Annotated in this window: 19 protein-coding genes and 1 pseudogene; 11 read left to right on the top strand and 9 right to left on the bottom strand. The window is 72.6% G+C overall.

Going from position 1 to position 21,546, the window contains the following annotated elements; genetic code table 11:
• Positions 1-46: 46 nt before the first annotated feature.
• Both HS041_RS29760 and HS041_RS29755 read left to right on the top strand, forming a co-directional pair.
• On the top strand, positions 47-2,557 hold the full coding sequence (locus tag HS041_RS29760) for a HelD family protein (RefSeq protein WP_196444135.1): 2,511 nt from the start codon (positions 47-49) through the stop codon (positions 2,555-2,557).
• 40 nt (positions 2,558-2,597) lie between these two features.
• Entirely contained in the window at positions 2,598-3,953 is a 1,356-nt protein-coding gene (locus HS041_RS29755) for a serine hydrolase domain-containing protein (RefSeq protein WP_196444134.1), read from the top strand.
• Between the two features lie 32 nt (positions 3,954-3,985).
• On the opposite strand, the gene HS041_RS29750 is transcribed toward HS041_RS29755, so the two are convergent.
• A complete protein-coding gene (locus tag HS041_RS29750) occupies positions 3,986-4,948 on the bottom strand; it encodes a LysR family transcriptional regulator (protein WP_196444133.1) in 963 nt (320 codons plus the stop codon).
• 77 nt (positions 4,949-5,025) lie between these two features.
• On the opposite strand from HS041_RS29750, the gene HS041_RS29745 reads away from it, so the two are divergent.
• Positions 5,026-5,748, top strand: coding sequence for a CTP synthase C-terminal region-related (seleno)protein (locus HS041_RS29745; protein WP_196444132.1), 723 nt, complete (start codon positions 5,026-5,028; stop codon positions 5,746-5,748).
• A gap of 53 nt (positions 5,749-5,801) precedes the next feature.
• Here HS041_RS29745 and HS041_RS29740 read toward each other — a convergent pair whose 3' ends face one another.
• Positions 5,802-6,239 carry a ribosomal protein L7/L12 gene (locus HS041_RS29740; protein ID WP_196444131.1) on the bottom strand — a complete coding sequence of 146 codons (438 nt, stop codon included), beginning with the start codon at positions 6,237-6,239 and terminating at the stop codon, positions 5,802-5,804.
• Positions 6,240-6,289: 50 nt separating this feature from the next.
• Positions 6,290-7,591: an MFS transporter gene (locus tag HS041_RS29735; RefSeq protein ID WP_196444130.1), complete on the bottom strand. Its 1,302-nt coding sequence runs from the start codon at positions 7,589-7,591 to the stop codon at positions 6,290-6,292.
• A gap of 103 nt (positions 7,592-7,694) precedes the next feature.
• Between HS041_RS29735 and HS041_RS29730 the strand changes: the two genes are divergently transcribed.
• Positions 7,695-8,663, top strand: coding sequence for an ArsR/SmtB family transcription factor (locus HS041_RS29730; RefSeq protein ID WP_307845505.1), 969 nt, complete (start codon positions 7,695-7,697; stop codon positions 8,661-8,663).
• 49 nt (positions 8,664-8,712) lie between these two features.
• On the opposite strand, the gene HS041_RS29725 is transcribed toward HS041_RS29730, so the two are convergent.
• Complete coding sequence (locus HS041_RS29725) at positions 8,713-9,639, bottom strand: NAD-dependent epimerase/dehydratase family protein (protein WP_196444128.1); 927 nt, start codon at positions 9,637-9,639, stop codon at positions 8,713-8,715.
• A complete protein-coding gene (locus HS041_RS29720; protein ID WP_196444127.1) occupies positions 9,636-10,193 on the bottom strand; it encodes a class I SAM-dependent methyltransferase in 558 nt (185 codons plus the stop codon). The genes HS041_RS29725 and HS041_RS29720 overlap by 4 nt, the downstream gene beginning before the upstream one ends.
• 61 nt (positions 10,194-10,254) lie before the next feature.
• Between HS041_RS29720 and HS041_RS29715 the strand changes: the two genes are divergently transcribed.
• Together HS041_RS29715 and HS041_RS29710 are read left to right on the top strand one after the other, a co-directional pair.
• Complete coding sequence (locus tag HS041_RS29715; RefSeq protein WP_196444126.1) at positions 10,255-10,710, top strand: MarR family winged helix-turn-helix transcriptional regulator; 456 nt, start codon at positions 10,255-10,257, stop codon at positions 10,708-10,710.
• An 87-nt stretch (positions 10,711-10,797) separates the two neighbouring features.
• Positions 10,798-11,898, top strand: a complete 1,101-nt coding sequence (locus HS041_RS29710; RefSeq protein ID WP_196444125.1) for a tyrosine-type recombinase/integrase — start codon at positions 10,798-10,800, stop codon at positions 11,896-11,898.
• Between the two features lie 88 nt (positions 11,899-11,986).
• On the opposite strand, the gene HS041_RS29705 is transcribed toward HS041_RS29710, so the two are convergent.
• The 3 genes from HS041_RS29705 to HS041_RS29695 all read right to left on the bottom strand — a co-directional run bounded on the left by HS041_RS29705 (position 11,987) and on the right by HS041_RS29695 (position 15,802).
• Entirely contained in the window at positions 11,987-14,980 is a 2,994-nt protein-coding gene (locus HS041_RS29705; protein WP_196444124.1) for a hybrid sensor histidine kinase/response regulator, read from the bottom strand.
• 190 nt (positions 14,981-15,170) lie between these two features.
• Positions 15,171-15,329: an IS1096 element passenger TnpR family protein gene (locus HS041_RS40550; protein WP_374058893.1), complete on the bottom strand. Its 159-nt coding sequence runs from the start codon at positions 15,327-15,329 to the stop codon at positions 15,171-15,173.
• Positions 15,330-15,436: 107 nt separating this feature from the next.
• Positions 15,437-15,802, bottom strand: a complete 366-nt coding sequence (locus HS041_RS29695) for a MarR family winged helix-turn-helix transcriptional regulator (RefSeq protein ID WP_230879980.1) — start codon at positions 15,800-15,802, stop codon at positions 15,437-15,439.
• A gap of 102 nt (positions 15,803-15,904) precedes the next feature.
• On the opposite strand from HS041_RS29695, the gene HS041_RS29690 reads away from it, so the two are divergent.
• Positions 15,905-16,378 (top strand): GNAT family N-acetyltransferase, encoded by a 474-nt coding sequence (locus HS041_RS29690; RefSeq protein ID WP_196444122.1) that lies wholly within the window; start codon positions 15,905-15,907, stop codon positions 16,376-16,378.
• A gap of 165 nt (positions 16,379-16,543) precedes the next feature.
• On the opposite strand, the gene HS041_RS29685 is transcribed toward HS041_RS29690, so the two are convergent.
• A complete protein-coding gene (locus tag HS041_RS29685; RefSeq protein ID WP_196444121.1) occupies positions 16,544-17,458 on the bottom strand; it encodes a DUF1963 domain-containing protein in 915 nt (304 codons plus the stop codon).
• Positions 17,459-17,476: 18 nt separating this feature from the next.
• Between HS041_RS29685 and HS041_RS38850 the strand changes: the two are divergent.
• The 4 genes and pseudogenes from HS041_RS38850 to HS041_RS29665 form a co-directional block, all read left to right on the top strand.
• Positions 17,477-17,772 (top strand): annotated as a pseudogene (locus HS041_RS38850) (transposase); the annotation flags it as partial.
• Positions 17,773-17,856: 84 nt separating this feature from the next.
• Positions 17,857-19,392 (top strand): ISL3 family transposase, encoded by a 1,536-nt coding sequence (locus HS041_RS29675; protein ID WP_501224836.1) that lies wholly within the window; start codon positions 17,857-17,859, stop codon positions 19,390-19,392.
• Positions 19,393-19,921: 529 nt separating this feature from the next.
• A complete protein-coding gene (locus HS041_RS29670; protein ID WP_196444119.1) occupies positions 19,922-20,329 on the top strand; it encodes a YciI family protein in 408 nt (135 codons plus the stop codon).
• Positions 20,330-20,337: 8 nt separating this feature from the next.
• Positions 20,338-21,483, top strand: a complete 1,146-nt coding sequence (locus HS041_RS29665; protein WP_196444376.1) for an RNA polymerase sigma factor — start codon at positions 20,338-20,340, stop codon at positions 21,481-21,483.
• Positions 21,484-21,546 lie beyond the last annotated feature (63 nt).

Genomic DNA, 21,546 nt, shown 5'->3' with positions numbered 1-21,546 from the left:
TTACTTTGAATACAAGAAACCCATTAGACAGGAGTCTACCAAAGAGATGGCGCTCCGTCAACCGGGAACCGCCGGCCCCGCAACCGCCCTGACCGAGGCGATCCGCGTCGAGCAGACTCGTCTCACCCACCTCTACGGCCGCCTCGACATCCTTCGCGAGCAGGCCCGCTCCTCACTGGCCGCCGTCCTGGCGGCGGGCCAGGCGGGCGGGCCGCACCAGGCCAGGATCGAGCGCGACGTCTCCGCCGCCGGGCACTCCCGCCGCCTGGCCCGGCTGTCCGGCGTCGAGCACGGCCTGTGCTTCGGCAGGATCGACGAGACCGGCGGCCAGACCCACTACATCGGGCGTACGGGGCTGCGCGACGACGACGGCGAGATCATCCTGACCGACTGGCGGGCCCCGGCCGCCCGCCCCTTCTACACCGCCTCCCCCGGCGACCCCGGCCCGCTGGCACGCCGCCGCCACCTGCGCACCCACGGCCGGGCCGTGGTCGGCGTCGACGACGAGGTGTTCGATCTGGATCGCCTGAGCGAGCGCGACCGGCGCGGTCTGGTCGGCGAGGCCGCGCTCATGGCGGCGCTGCGGCGGGGCCGCACCGGGCGGATGGGCGAGGTGGTGGCCACCATCCAGACCGAGCAGGACCGGGTGATCCGCTCCGGCCTGGCCGGTGCGCTGGTCGTGCACGGCGGCCCCGGCACCGGCAAGACCGTCGCCGCCCTGCACCGGGCGGCCTACCTGCTGTACACCCACCGCGAGGTGCTGCAGCGGCGCGGCGTGCTCGTCGTGGGCCCCACCACGCTGTTCTCCCGCTACATCGCCCAGGTGCTGCCCTCCCTGGGCGAGACCGACGTGGTGGTGGCCACCCTCGGCGAGCTGTATCCCGGGGTGCGGGCCACCGCCGCGGACTCCCCCGCCGCCGCGGCCGTCAAAGGCGACCTTCGCATGGTCGAGGTCGTCGCCGCCGCGGTGCGCGACCGCCAGCGCCTGCCCGCCGGTGATCTGCAGGTGACGATCCCGGTGCGGACCTCGCTCCGCGACGGGGTGGAGGTCGTGGTCGAGGAGATGACGATCAGCGCCCCGCAGGCCGCCTGCGCCGCCGCCCGCGACCGGGCCAGGCGTTCGGGCCTGCCGCACAACACGGCGCGCCGGCTGTTCGTGCTGGACGTGCTCACCGCCCTGGCCGCCGACGAGGCCGCCCGCCTGGACGCGCTCGTCGCGCTCCCCGCCGAGGAGGCCGCGCGGCTGGAGGCGCTCCTGGCCGAGGACGAGGAGGACCTCCGGCCGGAGGAGCCCCGCGACGCCGATGACCTGCGCTACGCGGGCAAGGTCCTGTGGGCGCACCCGGCGGTGCGCGAGGCGATCGAGCAGCTGTGGCCGTACCTCACTCCGGAGCGGCTGGTCGGCGAGTTCCTGGCCGACCCCGCCGCGATCGCCTCGGCCGCGCCGCAGTTCTCGCCCGCCGAACGTCAGGCCCTGCTCCGGCCGTACGGCTCGCCGTGGACGCCCGGTGACGTCCCGCTGCTGGACGAGGCCGCCGAGCTGCTGGGCGCCGACATCGCCGAGGAGCGGGCGGCACGCGAGGCCGAGGCGGAACGGTGGCGGCAGGAGGAGGCGTACGCGCGGGGCGTGCTGGAGTTCACCGGGCTGGCCGAGGAGGAGGTCATGGAGGCCGGGATGCTGGCCGGTCGCCACCACGACCCCGGTCCGGAGACCACCACCGCCCAGCGGGCCGCCGCCGATCGCACCTGGGCCTACGGGCACGTCATCGTGGACGAGGCGCAGGAGCTGTCGGCGATGGCCTGGCGCACGGTGATGCGGCGGATCCCGGCCCGCTCGCTGACGGTCGTCGGCGACCTGGCGCAGACCGGCTCGGCCGCGGGGGCCCGCTCGTGGGGCGAGATGCTCGATCCCTACCTCGAGGGCCGCTGGCGCGAGGAGCGCCTGACGGTCAACTACCGCACCCCGGCGGAGATCATGACGCTCGCCGCCGACGTGCTGGCCGCGGTCGCCCCGGAGCAGGAGGCGCCCGGACCGGTCCGCGAGGGCGGGGACCCGCCGCGCGCGGTACGGCTGGACGCGGGCGCCAAGGGCGGCGTCACCGGCCTGCCCGCCCTGGTGGAGGCGGAGCTGGCGGTGGTCAGGGCGAGCCTGGGGGAGGCGGAGAGCGCCGCCCGGCCCGCCTCCGCAGAGCCGGAGGACGGTGACGGCCGGGCCTCTCCCCCGCCGGAGGGCACCGGCGCCGCGCCGGAGGCCGCCCACGTGGCAGGGGGACGGCTTGCGGTGATCGTTCCCGACGCCCGGCACGCCGAGGTGGCCGCGTTGTTCCCGCACACGGCCGCCGACGTGCTCGACCGCCCGGTCGCCGTACTGACCCCCGCCGCCGCCAAGGGGCTGGAGTTCGACGCGGTCGTCGTCGTCGAACCCGCCGAGATCCTCGCCCAGGGACCCATGGGCGGCCGTGATCTGTACGTCGCGGTCACCCGTGCCACCCGGCGGCTGACCGTGGCGCACACGGGCGCGCTGCCGGACATGCTGTCGCGGCTGGAGCGGCACTAACCTGGGACGATCTCAGTCGTCTCGGGGAAGGGCCCTGTCGATGTCGCCGGTTCTGGAGAGTACGGCCCGCGCGCTGCTGCGCAGGATCGCGGTGGAGCAGGCCGAGTCGCGCCTGCCGTCCCTGGCCGCGGCCGTGGTGCGCGACGGGCGGATCGCCTGGTTCGGCGCGCGCGGCAAGGTCGGCGGGGCCGCGCCCACCGAGACCACCCAGTACCGGATCGGGTCGATCACCAAGAGCATGGTCGCCGTCGTCGTCATGCGGCTGCGCGACGAGGGCCGCCTGGATCTGCTCGATCCGATCGGCAAGCACGTCCCCGGCACGCCCGTGGACGAGGTGACCGTCGCCCAGCTGCTGTCGCACACCGGCGGGCTGACCGCCGAACCGCCCGGCCAGTGGTGGGAGCGCACGCCCGGCATGCCCTTCGAGGAACTCCTGCCCCTGCTCGGCCCCGAGACGCCCCGGCACCGCCCCGGCCGCCGTTACCACTACTCCAACCTGGGCTTCGGCCTGCTGGGCGAGCTGGTGGCCCGGCACCGCGGCACGGACTGGGCGCAGGCCGTGCACCGGGAGGTCCTGGAGCCGCTGGGCCTGCGCGACACCACCACCCGGCCACGCGCCCCGCACGCCACCGGCTACGCCGTGCACCCGTGGGCGGACGTGCTGCTGCCCGAGCCCGAGCACGACGCGGTGGCCATGGCCCCCGCCGGGCAGATCTGGTCCACCCCGGCCGACCTGGCGCGGTGGGCGGCGTTCGTTGCCGGCGACACCGGCGGCGTGCTGGCCGAGGCGACGCTGGCGGAGATGCGTGAGCCCGCGACCGTCGACGAGGGCGACGTCTGGACCGGCGGGTACGGCCTGGGCCTGCAGCTGTCCCGGCCGGGCAGGCGCCGTCTGGCCGGGCACACCGGATCCATGCCGGGCTTCCTGGCCACGGTCTGGGCCGACCCCGCCGACCGGACGGGGGTGCTGTTCATGGCCAACGCCACCTCCGGGGTGAGCCGGACCCTGCTGACCGACCTGCTGGCCGTACTGGACCAGCACGAGCCGCGCCTGCCGGCCGAGTGGGCGCCCGCCGAACCCGATCCGGGCCTGCTGGAGCTGGCCGGCCCCTGGTACTGGGGACCGTCGCCCTACGCGCTGCGGCTGCTCGGCGGCCGGGAGCTGTCGCTGACCCCGCTGGGCGGGCCTGGCCGCGCCTCCCGGTTCACCGCACAGGCCGATGGCACCTGGCTGGGCCTGGACGGTTACTACGCCGGGGAGACGCTGCGCCCCGTCCGGCGCCCCGACGGCTCCCTCAGCCATCTGGACCTCAACACCTTCGTCTTCACCCGCGCCCCCTACGACCCGGCGGCCGGCGTGCCCGGCGGCGTGGACCCGGACGGCTGGCAGGGCTGAACGGCGGGCCCGGCCGCCCGCCGGAAACCGGATCAGGAAGCCGGGTCGGGGGCGGCCGGGGAGCCGGTCAGCTCGCTCACCAGGCCGACCGGCGGGCCCGGCAGGGGGCCGTGCAGCATCTCCACCCGGTGCACCACGCGCGGCGCGACCAGCGGGACGCCGATGACGCCGGGACCGGCGACCGGGCCCGTCCAGTCCGGGGACGCCGCTCCGGCGGCGCCGCCCGGTCCCTCCCGCTCCGCCGCCAGCGCGGAGGCGGGCAACAGGGTGAGACCGTGCCCGGCGGCGGCCAGGGACACCACCGTGCGCAGGTCGTGGCCGTCGTAGCGGAACGCGACCCGGAACCCCTCCCCGCCGGCCGGCAGGCCCGCCACCTCGCACAGCCGCTCCACCGCGACCGCGGCCGGGGCCTGCAACCACAGCGCGTCGGCCAGGTCGGCCAGGGCCAGTCCCCGCCTGCGCGCCAGCGGATGACCGGAGGGCAGGACCACCAGCAGGCGCTCCTCGGCCAGACCGACGGCGGTCAGCGGGCCGACGTCGGGCAGGCGCAGCGGGTCGCTGGGCGCGGCGATCCCATCGAGCAGCCCCATCTCGGCCGCGCCGGCGGCGACCTGCTCGGCGACGTCGCGGCGGCTCACGGTGCGCAGCGTCACCTCCAGGCGCGGCCCGCGCAGGCGGCGGACGATCGCGGGCGGGCAGGCCAGCGGGGAGGCGGCCACGACCAGGCGGCGCGGTGGTCCGGCGGCGGCGCGCAGCACGTCGGCGCGGGCGGCCCGGTGGCGCAGCAGCAGCGGTTCGGCGTGCTCGAGCAGGCGCTGCCCCGCCGGGGTGGGCGCCACCGGACGGCGCTGCAGCAACGACGTCCCCAGGTCCGCCTCCAGCGCCGCGACCTGCTGCGACACCGCCGACTGGGTGTAGCCGAGTTCTTCGGCCGCTGCGGAGAACGAGCTCAGGCGGACGACGGTGACGAACGTGCGCAGCAGATGTGGATCCACAGTGCATCAGTATCGCTTATCGAATCAGCAGAAATCATCGTTGGCGCTTACCTGCGGGCGCCGCCAGGATGAGGGGCATGACCACCGCGACAGTCGCCCTGGTCGGCGACCGATCCCCCAGCGTCCAGGCCCACACCCGCGTCCCCGCCCTGCTGTCGGCGCTGCGCGAGCGCGACGGGCTGACGCTGGACGCCTACTGGATCCCCACCACCGACACCGGCGACCTCGCCGGGTTCGACGCGATCTGGATGCTGCCCGGCAGCCCGTACCGCAGCGAGGCCGGGGCGGTGAACGCCGCCCGCACCGCCCGCGAGCGCGGCATCCCGTTCCTGGGCACCTGCGGCGGATTCCAGCACGCCATCCTGGAGTACGCCCGCAACGTCCTGGGCCTGGCCGTGGCGCACGCCGAGAACGACCCGGACGCCGGGGACTTCCTGCTGGTGCCGCTGGAGTGCTCGCTGGCCGGACACGAGGACGCGGTACGGCTGGCGCCCGGCTCCCTGGCCGAGCGGATCATCGGGGTGGAGCGGACCGTGGAGCGCTACTCCTGCAACTTCGGGCTCAACGCCGCCTACCTGCCGCGGCTGGAGGCGGGCGGGCTGCGCTTCACCGGCCGTGACGAGGCCGGGGCCGTACGGGTCCTGGAGCTGCCGGACCACCCGTTCTTCCTGGCCACGCTCTTCCAGCCCGAACTCGCCGGGGACGGCACCCGCCCCCATCCGGTGATCACCGCCTTCGCCGCCGCCGCCGTCGCCCACGCCGGGCGGCGCTCAGGTGAGCGGGTCGGCACGGCCGGATAGCCGGGCTAGGGCCCGGCCCGCGGGGCATTCCGTTCCCGGCCGTCCGCGCGGCCTCAGTTGATCGCCTGAACGAAGCTGCGGGCCTCGGCCTCGGCCATCCCGGTCTCGCCGCGCACCAGCAGGACGGCCTGCTCCGCGCGGCCGGACGCCTTGAGCTCGCGGACCCGGCCGGCCAGATCGCCGTGCGGGGTCGTCCGGGACGCCATGGGCATCCGGCCGGCGGCGAGGTCGTCGACGTAGCGCTTGGCCTCGGCAAGGCCGAGGCCGGTCTGCTCGCGGACCAGCTTGATGGCCGAGATCTGCTTTCCCTGAGCGATCAGGGCGTGCGCCTGCGACTGCAGGTCGGCCGCGCTCATGGGGCGGGGCGCGAGGACTCCGGACCGGGCAAGCGCGCGGGAACGCCCGGCGCGCCGTACGAGCAGGGCCACCCCGATGATCAGCAGGATCGGGACGACGAAGATCAGGAGTTCCGTCGGTCCAATATTCGGCATGCTTTGATCTTATTCCGAGAAAAGACCGATCATCGGAACCAGCTGACGGGTCAGCTCGACCGGATCTCGCCGCCGGTCCCGTTCCCGCTCTCCGGGAGATCGCGCAGGGTCCGCAGCGGCGAGAACATGATCGGCAGGAAGCTCACCGCGAGCGCCGCGGCGCCCGCCCACAGCGCGGCCCGCGTGCCGGCCAGCTCGCCGATCACCCCCGCCGCCCCGGCTCCGATCGCCAACGCCCCGGTGAACATGAACCGCATCGTCGCGGTGACCCGGCCCAGCAGGTGGGCGGGGGTGATCCGCTGCCGGAAGCCGACTTTGATCACGTTGGCGACGCCGACCTTGTAGGTGACCACCATCCAGCCCGCTCCGGCCAGCCACAGCCCGGCCCCGGCGTCGAGCAGGGGGATCAGGGGCGCGAACGGCACGATCGCCACACTGGTCAGCCAGACCAGGCGGCTCTCCCCGAAACGCCGCCCGAGCCGGGCGGCGCTCGCCGAGCCGAGAAGGAACCCGGCCCCTCCGGCGGTCAGGAACACCCCGAACCACAGCGGCGACAGACCGAGCTCCCGGACGAATATCAGGGGAAGCATCGTCTGGACGATCTGGATCGCCAGGTTCGTCAGCGCCCCCTCCACGGCGATGGCCCGCAGGATCGGATGCCCTGCGACCATGTGCACCCCCTCCCCGATCTCGCGCAGCAGGCTCACGCGCTCCTGGCGGGCGGGAGAGGGTTCGGGGCGGGTGATCCCGCGCAGGCACACCGCCGACCACAGGTAGCTCAGCGCGTCCACCAGGATCGCCACCGGCGCCGACAGCAGCTGGATCAGCAGGCCGCCGATCCCCCGTCCGGCCAGCTGGTTGGCGGCGTCCATGCTGACCAGCGCGGTGTTGGCGGCCGTGAGCCGGTCCGGGCTGACCAGGTGCGGCAGGTAGCTCTGGTCGGCGATGTCGAAGAAGACGGTGGCGACCCCGCAGGCCAGCACCACCGCGCACAGGTGGGCGAAGGTCAACGCCTCCAGCCACCAGGCCAGCGGCACCGACGCCAGGAGCGCCGCCCGCACCAGGTCCGCGACGATCATCACCGGCCGCCGCCGCAGCCGGTCGACCCACACCCCCGCGGGCAGGCCGATCAGCAGGAACGCCGCCGTGCTCAGCATGGCCAGCACGCCCAGCTCGCCGGGGGTGGCCGCCAGCGCGGTCACCGCGGCCAGCGGGACGGCCAGGTGACCGATCGAGGTGCCCAGCTTGCTGGCGGTGGCCGCGGCGAACAGCCTGCGGAAGTCGGGGTCGGCGAAGATCAGCCGGCCTGGCGCCGTCTTTTCGCGGGGTGTTTTCTCCGGTGTCGTCCTCATGCGGCGACCTTGCCGCCCTCGCGTGGGGAGCTCCATTAATTTAGGCAGGAGCGAATCCGTCCGGCACATCCCGTGCCGGACGGGCCGGAGAGGGGAAGGTGCCGTGCTGAAGCTCGGGTTCGGCCTGGCGGATCTGGCGTGCACCAGGTTCGCGTTCTCGCCCCTGTGGGAGGTGATCGCCAGCGTCCGGGTGCTCAAGAGTCCCGGCGAGCACCCCCTGCACCGACCGTGGGTGACAGCGGTACGGCCCCGTCTGGACGCCTCCGGCCTGGACTGGGACATGCTGGCCGACCTGGTGCCGGTGCCGACCCGGACGATCCCGGCGTTCGTCTGCCCGCCGCCGGTCACCACCTCCCCCGACCTGGAAGTCGAGCTCGCGACGTTGCGCTCCACCCCGCCCGGCCAGGTGGAGGTCGAGGGCGACAGCCCGCGCCTGGCCGCCCTGCGTGAGGATCCCGAGACGGGGCTGGAGACGCTCGCCGAGGTCATCCGGGGCTACTGGGCCGTCACGCTGGCACCGTACTGGCCCAGGATCCGCACCCTGCTGGAGAGCGACGTCCTGTACCGCGCCCGGCAACTCGCCGAGGGCGGGGCGGACAGGCTGCTCAACGATCTGGACCCGGCCGTCCGCTGGGAGGACGACACCCTGTCCGTGGCGCACCGGCACGTGTCGGCGGTCCGGGAACTGGGCGGGCGGGGTCTGCTGCTGGTGCCGTCGGTGTTCGTCTGGCCGCGACTGTTCTCGGTGACCGCCCCGCCCTGGCAGCCGACGCTGCGCTACTCGCCGCGCGGGATCGCCACCCTGTGGGAGCGGCGCCCCGCCGACGTGCCCGAAGCGCTGGCCGCCGTGCTCGGCCGCTCGCGGGCCCTGCTCCTGGCCGAGCTGGACACCCCCGCCTCGACCACCGACCTGAGCGGCCGGACCGGGATGTCGATGGGCGGGGTGTCGCAGCATCTGACGGCGCTGCGTGACGCCGGGCTGGTCGGCGCGCACCGCAGCGGCCGGTACGTGCTGTACGCCCGGAGCCAGACGGGGGAGGCGCTGCTCGCGGCGGCCCGTCCGCCCGCCTGACGGCGCCGCCGGAGGTTCCCCGGCGCGGGGCCGCCCGCCGGCCGGGTGCTCAGGCCGCAGGGGAGAACGCGGGGCGCAGGTCGTCCACGTCGGCGAGGGTCAGCACCCGGTGGAGGTGGTGGACCCCTGCGGGCAGCCCGGCCGCCGCGCGGGTCGCCAGGGCGGCCATCACCGCGGTGGCCTGTGACTGGATCCGGCCGCCGAGCCATCTGACGGTGCCGTCCCCGCTGCGGGCCAGGGCGAGCCAGCGGTCGCTGCCGGGCGGGTGCAGCCCGCGCGGCACCCTCGACGCCCCGGGCACCCGGGTCAGAGCGGCGAGCGCCGCGGTCGCGGCGCGCGAGTCCAGGCCGAAGTGGGTCCGCACGGGGACGCCGAGGTCGCGGGTGAGCACGTGCTGGTCGCTGTAGTCGGTCCGGTACAGGCGGCGCGGGCCGTACCCGGGCAGGACGAAACGGCGCGGGCGCGTGTAGTTGCGGATCGCGGCGCCGGTGGCGGGGTCGTGGAAGTCCCGGCCGAGCAGGTCGTACGCCCACGCGGTCGACGCCCCGCCGTGCCGCTCCCCCGCGCCGAGCAGCAGGGCGATGTCGATCGGCTCGGCGGGGCTCACCTCGTGCACCGCGACGGCCAGCAGGTTGGTGAGCCCCGGGGCGAGCCCCACGCTCAGCAGCACGGGCGCGGGTGGCGTGAGCCGCTCCACCGCGGTGACGTAGCCGGCGGTGGCGGTGATGTCGACGAACGCCACCCCCCGGCCGGTGACCGTCTCCACCAGTGCCGGGTCCTCGGCTCCTGCGGCGTTGACGACCGCGTCCACCCCTTCCAGCGCGGCGTGCAGGGTGCGCGGCTCGCGCAGGTCGACGGTGACGTCGGCGCGCCGGGAGTCCCGGCCGGCGGCGAGGGCGGCCGCTCCCCCGGCCCGGAGCTCGGTGACGATCCGGGCGCCGACCGCGCCGTACCCGCCGAGCACCAGGACCTTCATACGGGCCTCACCACGAGCTTGCCGACGAGGGCGCTGACGGGCTCCCGCCGGACGGCGTACCGGGGGAAGGCGGCGCGGGCGGCGATCTCGGCCCGGCGCAGCGCCAGCGTGAAGTCGTAGATCCAGAGCTGTCCGCCGGGGCGCAGCACGCGTCTCAGCTCGCGCACGCCCGTACCGGGATCACCCCAGTGATGCTGGCTCATGGTGGACACGACCAGATCGAAGGCCTCATCGGGGTAGGGCAGGTCGGCGACGTCCCCGACGGTGAAGCCCACCCGGTCGTCGCCCGCGGCGGCCCGCCGAGCGTGGGCGATCATGCCGGCGGACAGGTCGACGCCCTCGGCGCGCAGACCGGGGCAGGCGCGCACGATCGCGATCGGCACCCGTCCCGGTCCGGTCCCGACGTCCAGGATCCGGGCACCGTCGGACAGGCCGGCCCGAACGACGTCGGCGACGGCGCGCGTGTAGATCCGCCGGAACCCGAACACCCGGCTCATCCGGTCGTAGAGCCCGGCGTGATTGAAGAAGCCGAACATGCTGGCATGAGCATTCACGGCGACCCCCTCCTATAGTTGCATGAAACAACTGTTCTCTCTCCGAGCATAGGACTGATAGTTGTACGACACAACTCATGGGAGCGGATTCCCCGACGACGACCTTCGCCGTCTGATGAAACTGCTGGTGCGCGTGGGCGGGCTGCTCGAACCGCAGGAGTACGGCGGGCTGCGGGCCTCCCTGTCGGAGGTGTTCGCCCTCGGCGAGCTGGGAGAGGCGGGCACACTGTCACAGCAGGAACTGGCCGCCCGGCTCGGCCTGGAGAAGAGCACCGTGAGCCGGCTCGCCGCGGGCATGGAAGGGCGGGGCTGGCTGTCGCGTGAGCGTGACCCGGCCAACCGGCGTTTCTACCGGCTGCGTCTCACCCCGCAGGGGCAGGACGCCACCGAGCGGATCGGCCAGGAGTTCCGGCGCACGCACGCCGCCCTGCTGGAGGCGCTCACCCCCGCCGAGCGCGCGGGGCTCGCCCTGGGCCTGTCCGGCCTGATGCGCGTCTTCGGGGGGCACGGCCGCTGAACTCCCCGCCCCGGGCGGTTGCCGGAGTGTCCTTGTCGGTGCCGCGCGGTACGTTCGTGCGAAGCGAGAAAGGACACCCCCGCCCCCATGCGACCCGCGGATCTCAATCGCCTCACCGTCCAGGAGTCGGCCGACCGCTACGTGGAGCTGATCCGGGCGAAGACCTCGACAGGTGCACTGTCACCGGCCACCGCGGAGGTCTACGCCCGCGACGTGGTGACGTTCGTGGAGCTGGCCGGCGCAGGCCGGGTGCTGGACGACCTGACCGGCGAGGACGTCGACGCGGTCCTGCTCGCCTTCGCGCGCAGGCCCGACGGGCGGCGGGCCCGGCCGCGTGACGGCGCACCGGCGGCCTCCCGCCCGGAAGCCGCCGCGGGACCGGCGCAGTCGCCGTCCTCACAGGCCCGCTTCCGCCGGTCGGTCTCGGCGTTGTTCAAGCACGCGGCACTGGCGGGCTGGGTGCAGATCAACCCGATGACGGCGGCGACGGTGACGGCTCGCGAACGCGGCGGGCTGCGGCCGGAGCGGCGTGCGCTGACCCGCGAGCAGGCCCAGGGACTGATCGGCGCGGCACGGGCCCTGGGCGAGGACGGCGGTGCGCCCGCCCCGTCTCCGGGCGAGCGCGGGGCCAGACGGCGCGACCAGCGCACCGAGCTGCGGGACGCGCTGATCGTGCTGCTGCTGTCGACCGTCGGACCGCGGGTCTCGGAGCTGGTCCGCGCCAACCTCGAGGACTTCTACACCAACGACGGAGTGCGCTACTGGCGGATCTTCGGCAAGGGCGGCGGGACCCGAGACGTGCCGCTGCCCGGTGACGTGGCGCGGATGCTGGAGGTCTACCTGGCCCGAGGACGGCCGGAGACTTCGGAGAAGGCGCTGCTGCTGTCGTGGCGGGGCAAGCGACTGGCCCGGGGGGACGTCCAGGCCGTGATCGACCGGGTGCAGCGGCGGGTCGACCCGGACCGGCGCCGATCGGTGACGCCGCACGGCCTGCGCCACACGACCGCCACCCACCTGCTGGCCGACGCGGTGGACATGGACGCGGTACGGCGCGTGCTGGGTCACAGCGACCTGGCGACGCTCGGCCGCTACCGCGACGAGCTGCCCGGCGAGCTGGAGGTGGCGATGCGCACCCACCCGCTGCTGCGCGGGCACGGTACGCGGCCGGACACCGGTGCGGCAGACTGATCCGCACACGGGGGCACCGCCGCGCACGCCGTCCACGGCCCACGCCGAGACATCCGGCGACCGGACCGCCCGGCCGTTCCGCACCCGGTCACTGCGACCGATCCGCCGCGAGGTGCGCCCGCTCCTCGATCTCGGGCTGCAGGGTCTCGATCGTGCCGCGGACGAGATCGAGCTCCTGCCTGATCTCACGCAGTGTGCCGGCGGTTTCGGAGAGCCGTCCTGTCCTGCCCTGCGCCTCCAGCCGGGCGCACAGCTCCGCCAGGGCGGTGGCGCCCATGTTGACGGCCGAGCCCTTCAGGCTGTGCGCCTGCTCCTCCACGTCCTTGGCGTCATCCCTGCCGACGGCCTCCGCCAGCTCCTCGACGGCGGTCGGGGCCTTGCTGACGAAGGAGGTGGCGAGATAGTCGACCATCTCCCAGTCGTCCTGCCCCGCGTCCGGACCGGCCAGTTCCTCGAAGCGGTTCCTGATGGCGGTCTCCCGGGCCGGCGCCCCGGTCTCCTCCTGCGCTGCTTCCGGGCCGGCCGCCGCGGGTCGCTCCGTGTCGGAAGGCTTCTCATCCGCCCGCTCCGGACCGGCCCCGGCTGTCGGCTCCGCCTGTCCGGCCCGCTCCTCCGGCCGCCTGTCCGGGGTGCTCCCGGGCACAGCCCCCGTGCCGGGGGCGGGCTCCGCGGGCCGCAGCCGCTCGAGGAGTTCTTCCAGTTCGTGTGCGCGCACCGGCTTGGCCAGGTAGTCGTCCATGCCGGCGGCCCGGCAGGCCTCCTGGTCCTCGCCGAGAACGCTGGCCGTCAGCGCCACGATGTACGGCGGGGCCTCGAACTGCTCGGCGCGGATCCGCCGGGTCGCCTCCAGCCCGTCCATCTCCGGCATGTGCACGTCCATGAGGATCACGTCGTAGGAGGCGCGCCGTACCGCCTCCAGAGCCTCTGCGCCGTTGCCGACCGTCTCGACGCGGTGGCCGAGCCTGCCCAGCATGAACTGGGCGACCTTCTGGTTGACCGGGTTGTCCTCGGCCAGGAGCACGTTCAGCACGCCGTGCCTGGCCGCCTGACCGGGTTCGGCCTCCTCACGCCGGCCGGCGGCCGCCTCCGCCCCGGGCGACGGGGCCTTCCTGCGCGCGATCGCGTCCGCCAGCTTCTCCCGCAGCACGGTGCTGCGGGCGGGTTTGGTGAGCACGGCGTCGAACAGGGCCTGCTGCCCGCCTTTGGCACGCCAGTGCACGCTCGTCAGCAGCACCATCGGCAGGTCCCCGCCGGCCGTGAGGTCACGCAGGGCGGCGGCCAGCTGCTCGCCGTTCATCTCCGGCATGTGCATGTCCAGGAGGGCGACGTCGTAGGCGCGGCCGGCGGCGAGGAGTTCCACCGCCTCACCGGGCGAGCCGACGTCGGTGCATTCCATGCCCCAGTTGGTCAGCTGCAGCCGCAGCACGTGCCGGTTGGTCGCGTTGTCGTCCACGACCAGAGCCGAGCGTCCGGCGAGCTCCACGGTGGTGGGCGGCGGCCCGGGTTCCGGATGCTCGGGGTGGCCGGTCAGCACCGCGGTCAGCGTGAAGGTCGAGCCGACGCCGACCTGGCTTTCGACCGTCAGGTCGCCGCCCATGGCCCGGGCCAGCCGCTTGCTGATCGCCAGGCCGAGGCCGGTGCCGCCGTAGACCCGGGTGGTCGAGGAGTCCGCCTGGCTGAACGACCGGAACAACCGGTCCATCCGGTCGGCGGGAATGCCGATCCCGGTGTCCCGGACCGCTACCTGGAGGCGGACCGGCCCGTCGTCCCGCTCCGAGAGCCGCTCCCCCTCCACGGTGACGACGATCTCTCCGGTGTCGGTGAACTTCACCGCGTTGCTGAGCAGGTTGACCACGATCTGCCGGAGCCTCGTCATGTCGCCGCGCAGCGTCCGGGGACAGTCGGGGGCGATGTCCCCGACCAGCTCGAGGCCCTTGCTCTCGGCTGCCAGCGCCATCAGGGCGAGCGTGCTCTCCAGGCACTCCCGCACGTTGAACGGTTCGTCGTCGAGTTCGAGCTGACCGGCCTCGATCTTGGAGTAGTCCAGGATGTCGTTGATGACGGCCAGCAGGGCCTCGCCGCTGTTGCGCACGGTCTCGACGAGTTCGTACTGGTCGGGGTCGAGCTCGGTGTCCAGCAGCAGGTCCGTCATGCCGATGACGGCGTTCATGGGAGTGCGGATCTCGTGGCTCATGGTCGCCAGGAACGACGCCTTGGCCGCCGCCGCCGCGAGCGCCTCGTCCCGGGCCTGGGCGATGACCTGGACTGAACCGTTGACCGCCTCGGCCATCTCGGCCATCTCCAGCGGTTCGCTCACCTCGGCGGGGCGGCTCACATCGCCGGCCGCGACACGTCGGGCGGCGGCGGTGACCTCCTCCGCGGAGGAGGTCACCTTGCGCGTCGTCCACCACGCGCAGGCGCCCACCAGCAGGGCCGAGCACAGCGAGCCCCACAGGATGAGAGTTCGGGTGTCGGCGGCGCTGGCATCGCCGGCACGCTCGCGCTGCTCGAGCAGGCGCGCCTCTTCCTGTCGTATCTGGTTCAGCAAGGTCTGGAAGCGGGCCATGGCCTGCTGGCCGCGACCGGTCATGACGGCGGCTTGCGCGGCCTCGAAGCCCTCCTCCCGGCGGAGACGGATCATCTCGGTCGCTGTGTCGAGCTTCGCCTGGGTCGCCTGGCGCAGCAGTCCCAGCGTCTCCTGCCGGCGGGGGTTTCCGGCGGTCATCCGCTGCAGAGCCGCAAGCTCGTCGTCGATCTGCCCGACCGCCTGCCGGTAGGGCTCCAGGTAGCGGTCCTGCCCGGTGATGATGTAACCGCGCTGGCCCCGCTCGGCGTCCTTGACCAGTTCACCGACGGCCCCGATCCGGCCGAGAACCCGATTGGTGTGCTCGACCCAGCGCAGGTCCTCCTGCAGAGAGCCGATACGCGCATAGGAACTGAGCCCGATGACGGCGAGGGCGAGAAACGCGATCACGTAGCCGACCGCGAGCAGCGGGCCTACGGCCCAGTTGCTCCTGCGCCGGCTCTCAGCGGAGCCGGGCGGATGCGGTCCGGGTGAGGGTGCCGGCGCGGGTGCCGCCATGATCTCGTCCCTTCTCCATCTTCGCCACATGATCCTGTTTATGGTTATATATCCGTTTTTGCGGAAGGGATGTGTCTCACCATCCGCGCACCCGATCCGCCCGCCAGCCGCGCGCCTGACTCCCAGGTCAGTACACCTGGCGCTGCGCCGCGTCGATCCTGCGAGGGTGCGCGCCGACGGGCAGGACTCCTCAGTCCTTGATGAGAACGGCTGCCAGGCCGGACAGGGCGGTGTCCATCCGGGCCAGGTCGAAGGCGGCGGAGTCGAGGCCGAGCCATTCCAGACGATCCTCGTGCTCTTCATGCTCGGGATCGGCGAGGATCTCCAGGAGACAGTCGTAGCCCCAGATGCCACCGCAGTCTTCAGGCGGACAGGCTCGCCGGCCGGTGAGGCGGCGCGGATAGATGATCCACGCACCAGGGTGTCTGGGAGTTCTTGAGCCGGACGCGCACGCCTCTAATCTGGCCTGCGTGCCGAGGCGAGCGTGCGCAGCGTCTCGATGAATGCCACCTGCTGGCTGGTGGCGAGCGAGGATAGGTACAGATCTTCCTGCTTGTGCAGGTCGGCTTGCGCCTCGACGGCGCGGCGCCGACCGGTTCGGGTCAGGTGGAGCCGGTTGGCCCGGCGATCGGCCGGGTCAGGGGTACGCCGGAGCAGGCCCTCCTTCTCCAGCGCATCGATGTCACGGACGATGCGGTTCTTGTCATGCCCGATCGCCTTGGCGAGATCGGCCTGATTGGTGCCAGGGCGGTCCTTGACGGCGACGAGGATGATGTAGCCCCAGTGGGTCAGCCCGTGCCGTCGAGCATTGCCGACCTCCATGGCGAGCACGGCCTTCCACACCGGCAGCAGGACCGCTCCGAGATCCGTCCTCGATATAGTATGCACAAGCATATTATATGCAAGGGTCTACGAAGGAGCGTGATGACCACCATTCACCTGCGACCGGTGGAAGACGCCGACCACGATCAGATCTTCGAGATGATGCGTGATCCCGAGTCGGTGAAGATGGCGGCCTTCACCGCTGCCGACCCCGACGACCGGGCCGCGTTCACGGCGCATATGAGGAAGGTGCTCGGCGATCCTGAGGTGTGCCAGCGCGCAATCACCAGGGACGGGGACCTCGTCGGCACGATCGCCAGCTTCGTGGTGGAAGGCGATAGGGAGATCACCTATTGGCTGGACCGCAGCGTCTGGGGCCAGGGGATCGCCAGCCGGGCTCTGTCGTTGTTCCTGGCACAGACCGCGACCCGGCCCTTGTTCGCCCGGGCGGCGAGCGACAACACCGGTTCCCTCCGCGTCCTGGCCAAGGCCGGGTTCCACGTCGTCGGCACCGAATCGTCCTACGCGCACGGCCGGGGCGGCGACATAGACGAGACCGTCCTCAGGCTCGGCTGAGGACGGTCTGCTCTCGGCCCCGTCGATGCGCCGACCATTGCGTGCGCCGGATTTCGACGGTAACGAACGGCACCGACGATGAGGCCGCCGTCGTGGGCTGCGTCCTGGGCGGCACAGTGCCGAAGGCCTTGCCCGGACACCGGCGGAGTCGCCCCGAGTCACCGCTCAGGACGAGACGATGCAGGCGTAGGTGCGGTCGAAACGGCCACGGGCCAAGTCTCGCCCGTCGATGAGGAAGTCGAGCTGACCGGCGTCCCACCACACCATGTCGGCCGCCTGGTGCGAGTCGACCGAGAACAGGACACGCCAGTGCCCGATCTCCTCGTCGTGCTCCCGACGCCCTGCGACGAACCATTCCAGGTCGTCCACCACCCGGCTGTGGGCGCCTGGGCCATCGACTCCTCCTTCGGGCCGTCGCGATCGCTCGGCCTGCAGCTCCTGCACGGTTTTGTGCCAGTGGAACAGGATGGATTCACGGCCCGACACGCACAGGTACGCGTCCCGGCCGGTGCCGTCTTGAGGATGGCCGCCGATGCGGCTGCGGCCGTCGAGGCCGGAAGGAGCGGGGTGGGGCAGCCTCCGCAGGCGCTCACCGAGATCACCCAGGTCCCACAGCAGCTGTTGCGGCAGACTCACCGTCGCCTGCACTCGCAATGCGCAGGCGGGAAAACCGGTCAGCTCGTCGTTGTGGAATCGGGCAACCGGGGGCGCGCACTCCCGTAAGCGCGACGCATCGGGAAAATACCGGATCGCGTGTACGACGTTCGCGGCCGGCTCATCGATCCCGACGAAGAAACCGAGCAGGCCGACGGGAGGCAGACCGACGATCGACGCGTCGAAGGCACCGAGATCGAGCTGGCCGACGAAAGTCAGCGCCTCGCCGCCGACGGTGGGCCAGTGACCGGAGTCGGGCAGGGCAGGCCTGCCACCCAGGCGGCTACCGGCAGGCAGGGGCGGACCACCGGGCACGACATCCGCCGCGAACGCGGGCAGTGCTGCGGCCTGCATCTCGGGCCATCGATCGGCCAGACCTCCCCGTTCGGCCAAGGCTCGCATCTGCTCCATGGTTGCATCGGTCATGTGCCGTATCCAACCAGCATGCCGCAGGTCATCGGGAGCGTCTGGCCCCAGACCGTCGTCCAAACCTGCGTGGTGCACCTGCTGCGCGCGAGCTTCCGCTATGCCGCCCGCCAGCACTGGGATGCCATCGCCAAGGCCCTCAAGCCCGTCCGCACCGCCCCGACCGAGGCCGCCGCGTCAAGTGCGTCTACATGGCGATCATGAGCCTGGACCCGACCGGCAAGGGCCGCAAACGCTGGGTCACCCGCTGGAAGGCCGCGCCGAACGCCTTCGCCGTCACTTTCGACGGCCGCCTGACCCCGACCACCCGATAACTAATCAAGATCGAAGTACGCCGTTGTCTAGGCTCTGTCCCGTAATCGGTGGTAGCGCAGAGCGATCACCTGCCAGCCTGAGGCGTGCTGAAGATCAACGATCTGGTAGGTGTGGTGTTCTCAGGACTGTCTGCCCTGGTCATCAAGGACGTAGAGGACGAAGGCGACCTCATCCGGATCGTGGCCCGTACCCGCGACGAGCCGGTCCCCTGCCCGGTGTGCGGGGCATTGACCGGTCGAGTGCACGGCTACTGCGGCCGGACGATCACCGACCTCCCGGTCGACGGACGGCGAGTGGTGGTGTCACTGCAGGTACGGCGTCTGCTCTGCCCAGCGCGGGAATACCCTCGGCAGACATTCCGCGAGCAGGTGCCCGGGCTGCTCGAGCGCTACCAGCGTCGAACAAGCAGGCTCACCGGACAACTGAGCGCCGTGGTCAAAGAGCTGGCCGGCCGGGCGGCTGCCCGGCTCTCGACGGTCCTGGCCGTGACGGTCTCCAAGTCCACGGCATTGCGACTACTGATGCGGCTGCCGCTGCCACCGCTGCGGATCCCGCGCGTTCTGGGCGTCGATGACTTCGCGCTCAAACGCCGCCACCGCTATGCCACCATCCTCATCAACGCCGAGACCGGCGAGCGGATCGACGTGCTGCCCGGCCGCGGTGCCGAAGTCCTGGAGCTGTGGCTGCGCTCCCACCCTGGGGTGGAGATCGTCTGCCGCGACGGGTCGGGCGCCTATGGTGAGGCGGTTCGACGCGCCCTGCCGGATGCGGTGCAGGTCGGCGACCGATGGCACCTGTGGGCGAACCTGTGCGACAAGACCCTCGCTGAGGTTCGGTCCCACAGCGCCTGCTGGGCCACGATCAACCCGTCCCGGCCCGCCGGCGTCCGCGAACAGAGCACCCGCGAGCGTTGGCAGCAGATCCACGCCCTGCTGGGCAAGGGCGTCGGCCTCCTGGAGTGCGCCCGCCGCCTGAACCTGTCCCTGGGCACCGTCAAGCGCTACGCCCGCACCCGCGAACCCGAGGCTTTACGCCGGGCTCCGCGCTACCGGCCCACTCTGGTCGATCCTTACCGCGATCACCTGCGCCAGCGGCGCGCCGCCGACCCTGCCGTTGCAGTCCTGCACCTGTTTCGGGAGATCAAAGAACTCGGCTACACCGGCAGCCTCAACCTGCTCTACCGCTACATCACCCAAGGCCGAGCCGAAGGAGAGCGGCCCGTCATCACCCCGCGCCGCCTGGCCCGTCTGCTGCTCACCCATCCCGAGCGGCTGCGGGAAAGCGACACCCGGCTGCTGCGGGAGCTCACGGTCGCCTGCCCCGAACTGACCGAACTCGCCGGCCATGTCCGCGGCTTCGCCGCACTCCTCACCCCGGCCGAAGGCAACGACGCCAAGCTCACCGCCTGGATCACCGCCGTCCGCGCCGCTGACCTGCCCCACCTGCACGGCTTCGCCAACGGACTGGAACTCGACCGCGCCGCGGTGAATGCCGGTCTCACCCTTCCGTACCACAACGGCCGGACCGAAGGCGTGAACACCCGTGCGAAGCGGATCATGAGACAGATGCACGGACGGGCCGGATTCGACCTTTTGCGCTACCGCATCCTGCTGCAGTGAAGATCACCCAGCGTCACCACCGATTACGGGACAGAGCCGATTACGGGACAGACCCGCGGACGGGACCTCTTCTGTCCTGATGATCCCTGCAGGAGATCACCGAGACCCACGACCGCGTCGACACCGACGGTCATCGCAGGTCCTAAACTCCCGCCATGCAGTGGAAAGCCGAGCACTTCGCCGCCGCGGCGCAACGGCTCGACGACGCGGTCGCCTGCCTGCGCGCAGGCCGGCGACGGCGCCGCGGCGCTGGAGTATTTCGACAACCTTGGCGTGACCCTGCCGCGGGTCCGGTCGTAGCTGAACCGGCTGACACACCCCCGACGCCTGACTCAGGTCTTTGGCCGGTGCCACCTTCCACGCTCTCGCCCTCGCGCCACGCTGTGGACCCGGACACTGCGAGAGGGCTCACCCGGGCTCATCCACGAGAGCCGAATAATCGGACGGCGATGTCGAGAACCCGTGTCCGGCTCCGTCCCCGGGGTGAACGCGGCCACAATGGGCCGCACGAGCACCGAGGAGAACCACGATGGCCAAGTACCTGCTGCTGAAGCACTACCGCGGCGCCCCGGCTCCGGTCAACGACGTGCCGATGGACCAGTGGAGCCCGGAGGAGATCTCGGCCCATATGCAGTACATGAACGACTTCGCGGCCCGGCTGGAGAAGACAGGCGAGTTCGTCGACGGTCAGGCACTCGCCCCCGAGGGAGCGTGGGTCCGCTACGACGGTGAAGGGCGCCCGCCGGTCACCGACGGACCGTTCGCGGAGACCAAGGACCTCATCGCCGGCTGGATGATCATCGACGTCGACAGCTACGAGCGCGCCGTCGAGCTGGCCGGGGAGCTGTCGGCCGCCCCCGGGGCGGGCGGCAAGCCGATCCACGAGTGGCTGGAGCTGCGCCCGTTCCTGACCGCGCCGCCCACCATCACGGAGTGACCTCACCCATGGACGAGGTCCTGCTCAGGAGCCTCACGCCGAGCGTGCTCACCGTCCTCGTCCGCCGCGGAGCCGACTTCGCGGCGGCCGAGGACGCCGTGCAGGAGGCTCTGACGGAGGCACTCCGGGTCTGGGCGGCCGACCCGCCGCGGGATGCCAAGGGCTGGCTGGTCACCGTGGCCTGGCGCAAGTTCCTCGACGCGGCGCGCGCCGACGCCGCCCGCCGCCGGCGTGAGGACCGCGTCGAGGAGGAGCCTGCGCCCGGGCCGGCTCCCGCGGTGGACGACACGCTCCAGCTCTACTTCCTGTGCACCCACCCGTCGCTGACCCCGGCATCGGCGGTCGCGCTCACGCTGCGCGCCGTCGGCGGGCTGACCACCCGCCAGATCGCCGAGGCCTACCTGGTGCCCGAGGCGACCATGGCGCAGCGCATCAGCCGGGCCAAACGCACCGTCTCCGGCGTGCGCTTCGACCGGCCCGGCGACGTCGCCACCGTGCTGCGTGTCCTCTACCTCGTCTTCAACGAGGGCTACTCCGGCGACGTCGACCTCGCCGCCGAGGCCATCCGGCTCACCCGGCAGCTCGCGGCCCGCATCGACCACCCCGAGGTGGCCGGGCTGCTCGCCCTCATGCTGCTGCACCACGCCCGGCGTGCCGCCCGGACCGCGCCCGACGGCAGCCTGGTGCCGCTCGCCGAGCAGGATCGCGGCCGGTGGGACACTGCGTTGATCGCCGAGGGCGTGGGGATCCTCCAGGCGGCCCTCGCCCGTGACCGACTGGGCGAGTTCCAGGCCCAGGCCGCCATCGCGGCGCTCCACGCTGACGCGCCCACCGCCGAGGAGACCGACTGGGTGCAGATCGTCGAGTGGTACGACGAGCTCACGCGCCTGACCGACAGCCCGGTCGTCCGGCTCAACCGCGCGGTCGCCGTCGGGGAAGCCGACGGACCGCGCGCTGGCCTGGCGGCGCTCGCGGCGCTGGACGCCTCACTGCCCCGCCACGCCGCGGTGGCGGCGTACCTCCATGAACGCGACGGCGACCTGGCGACGGCGGCACGGCTGTACGCCGAGGCCGCCCACAAGGCACCCAACCTCGCCGAGCGCGACCACCTGACGCGCCAGGCCGCCCGGCTCAACGCCCGCCGATGTCGCTGACGGGTCGCGCTCGGATTTTCCCGCGGCACTGGGCGCGCCTCCACGGCCAGAACGGTCGCCTCA

This window comes from Planomonospora sp. ID67723 (genome assembly GCF_015711605.1).
Classification (GTDB): Bacteria; Actinomycetota; Actinomycetes; order Streptosporangiales; family Streptosporangiaceae; genus Planomonospora_A.
This window is presented reverse-complemented; position numbering and strand designations above follow the sequence as displayed.

Bases quoted from the DNA above. Each gene is read 5' to 3' on its own strand.
- HS041_RS29755 (WP_196444134.1), top strand. From the start codon at position 2,598: ATGTCGCCGGTTCTGGAGAGTACGGCCCGCGCGCTGCTGCGCAGGATC.
- HS041_RS29690 (WP_196444122.1), top strand. From the start codon at position 15,905: ATGACCACCATTCACCTGCGACCGGTGGAAGACGCCGACCACGATCAG.
- HS041_RS29745 (WP_196444132.1), top strand. From the start codon at position 5,026: ATGACCACCGCGACAGTCGCCCTGGTCGGCGACCGATCCCCCAGCGTC.
- HS041_RS29710 (WP_196444125.1), top strand. From the start codon at position 10,798: ATGCGACCCGCGGATCTCAATCGCCTCACCGTCCAGGAGTCGGCCGAC.
- HS041_RS29665 (WP_196444376.1), top strand. From the start codon at position 20,338: ATGGACGAGGTCCTGCTCAGGAGCCTCACGCCGAGCGTGCTCACCGTC.
- HS041_RS29740 (WP_196444131.1), bottom strand. From the start codon at position 6,239: ATGCCGAATATTGGACCGACGGAACTCCTGATCTTCGTCGTCCCGATC.
- HS041_RS29735 (WP_196444130.1), bottom strand. From the start codon at position 7,591: ATGAGGACGACACCGGAGAAAACACCCCGCGAAAAGACGGCGCCAGGC.
- HS041_RS29670 (WP_196444119.1), top strand. From the start codon at position 19,922: ATGGCCAAGTACCTGCTGCTGAAGCACTACCGCGGCGCCCCGGCTCCG.
- HS041_RS29760 (WP_196444135.1), top strand. From the start codon at position 47: ATGGCGCTCCGTCAACCGGGAACCGCCGGCCCCGCAACCGCCCTGACC.
- HS041_RS29705 (WP_196444124.1), bottom strand. From the start codon at position 14,980: ATGGCGGCACCCGCGCCGGCACCCTCACCCGGACCGCATCCGCCCGGC.
- HS041_RS29685 (WP_196444121.1), bottom strand. From the start codon at position 17,458: ATGACCGATGCAACCATGGAGCAGATGCGAGCCTTGGCCGAACGGGGA.
- HS041_RS29695 (WP_230879980.1), bottom strand. From the start codon at position 15,802: ATGGAGGTCGGCAATGCTCGACGGCACGGGCTGACCCACTGGGGCTAC.
- HS041_RS29725 (WP_196444128.1), bottom strand. From the start codon at position 9,639: ATGAAGGTCCTGGTGCTCGGCGGGTACGGCGCGGTCGGCGCCCGGATC.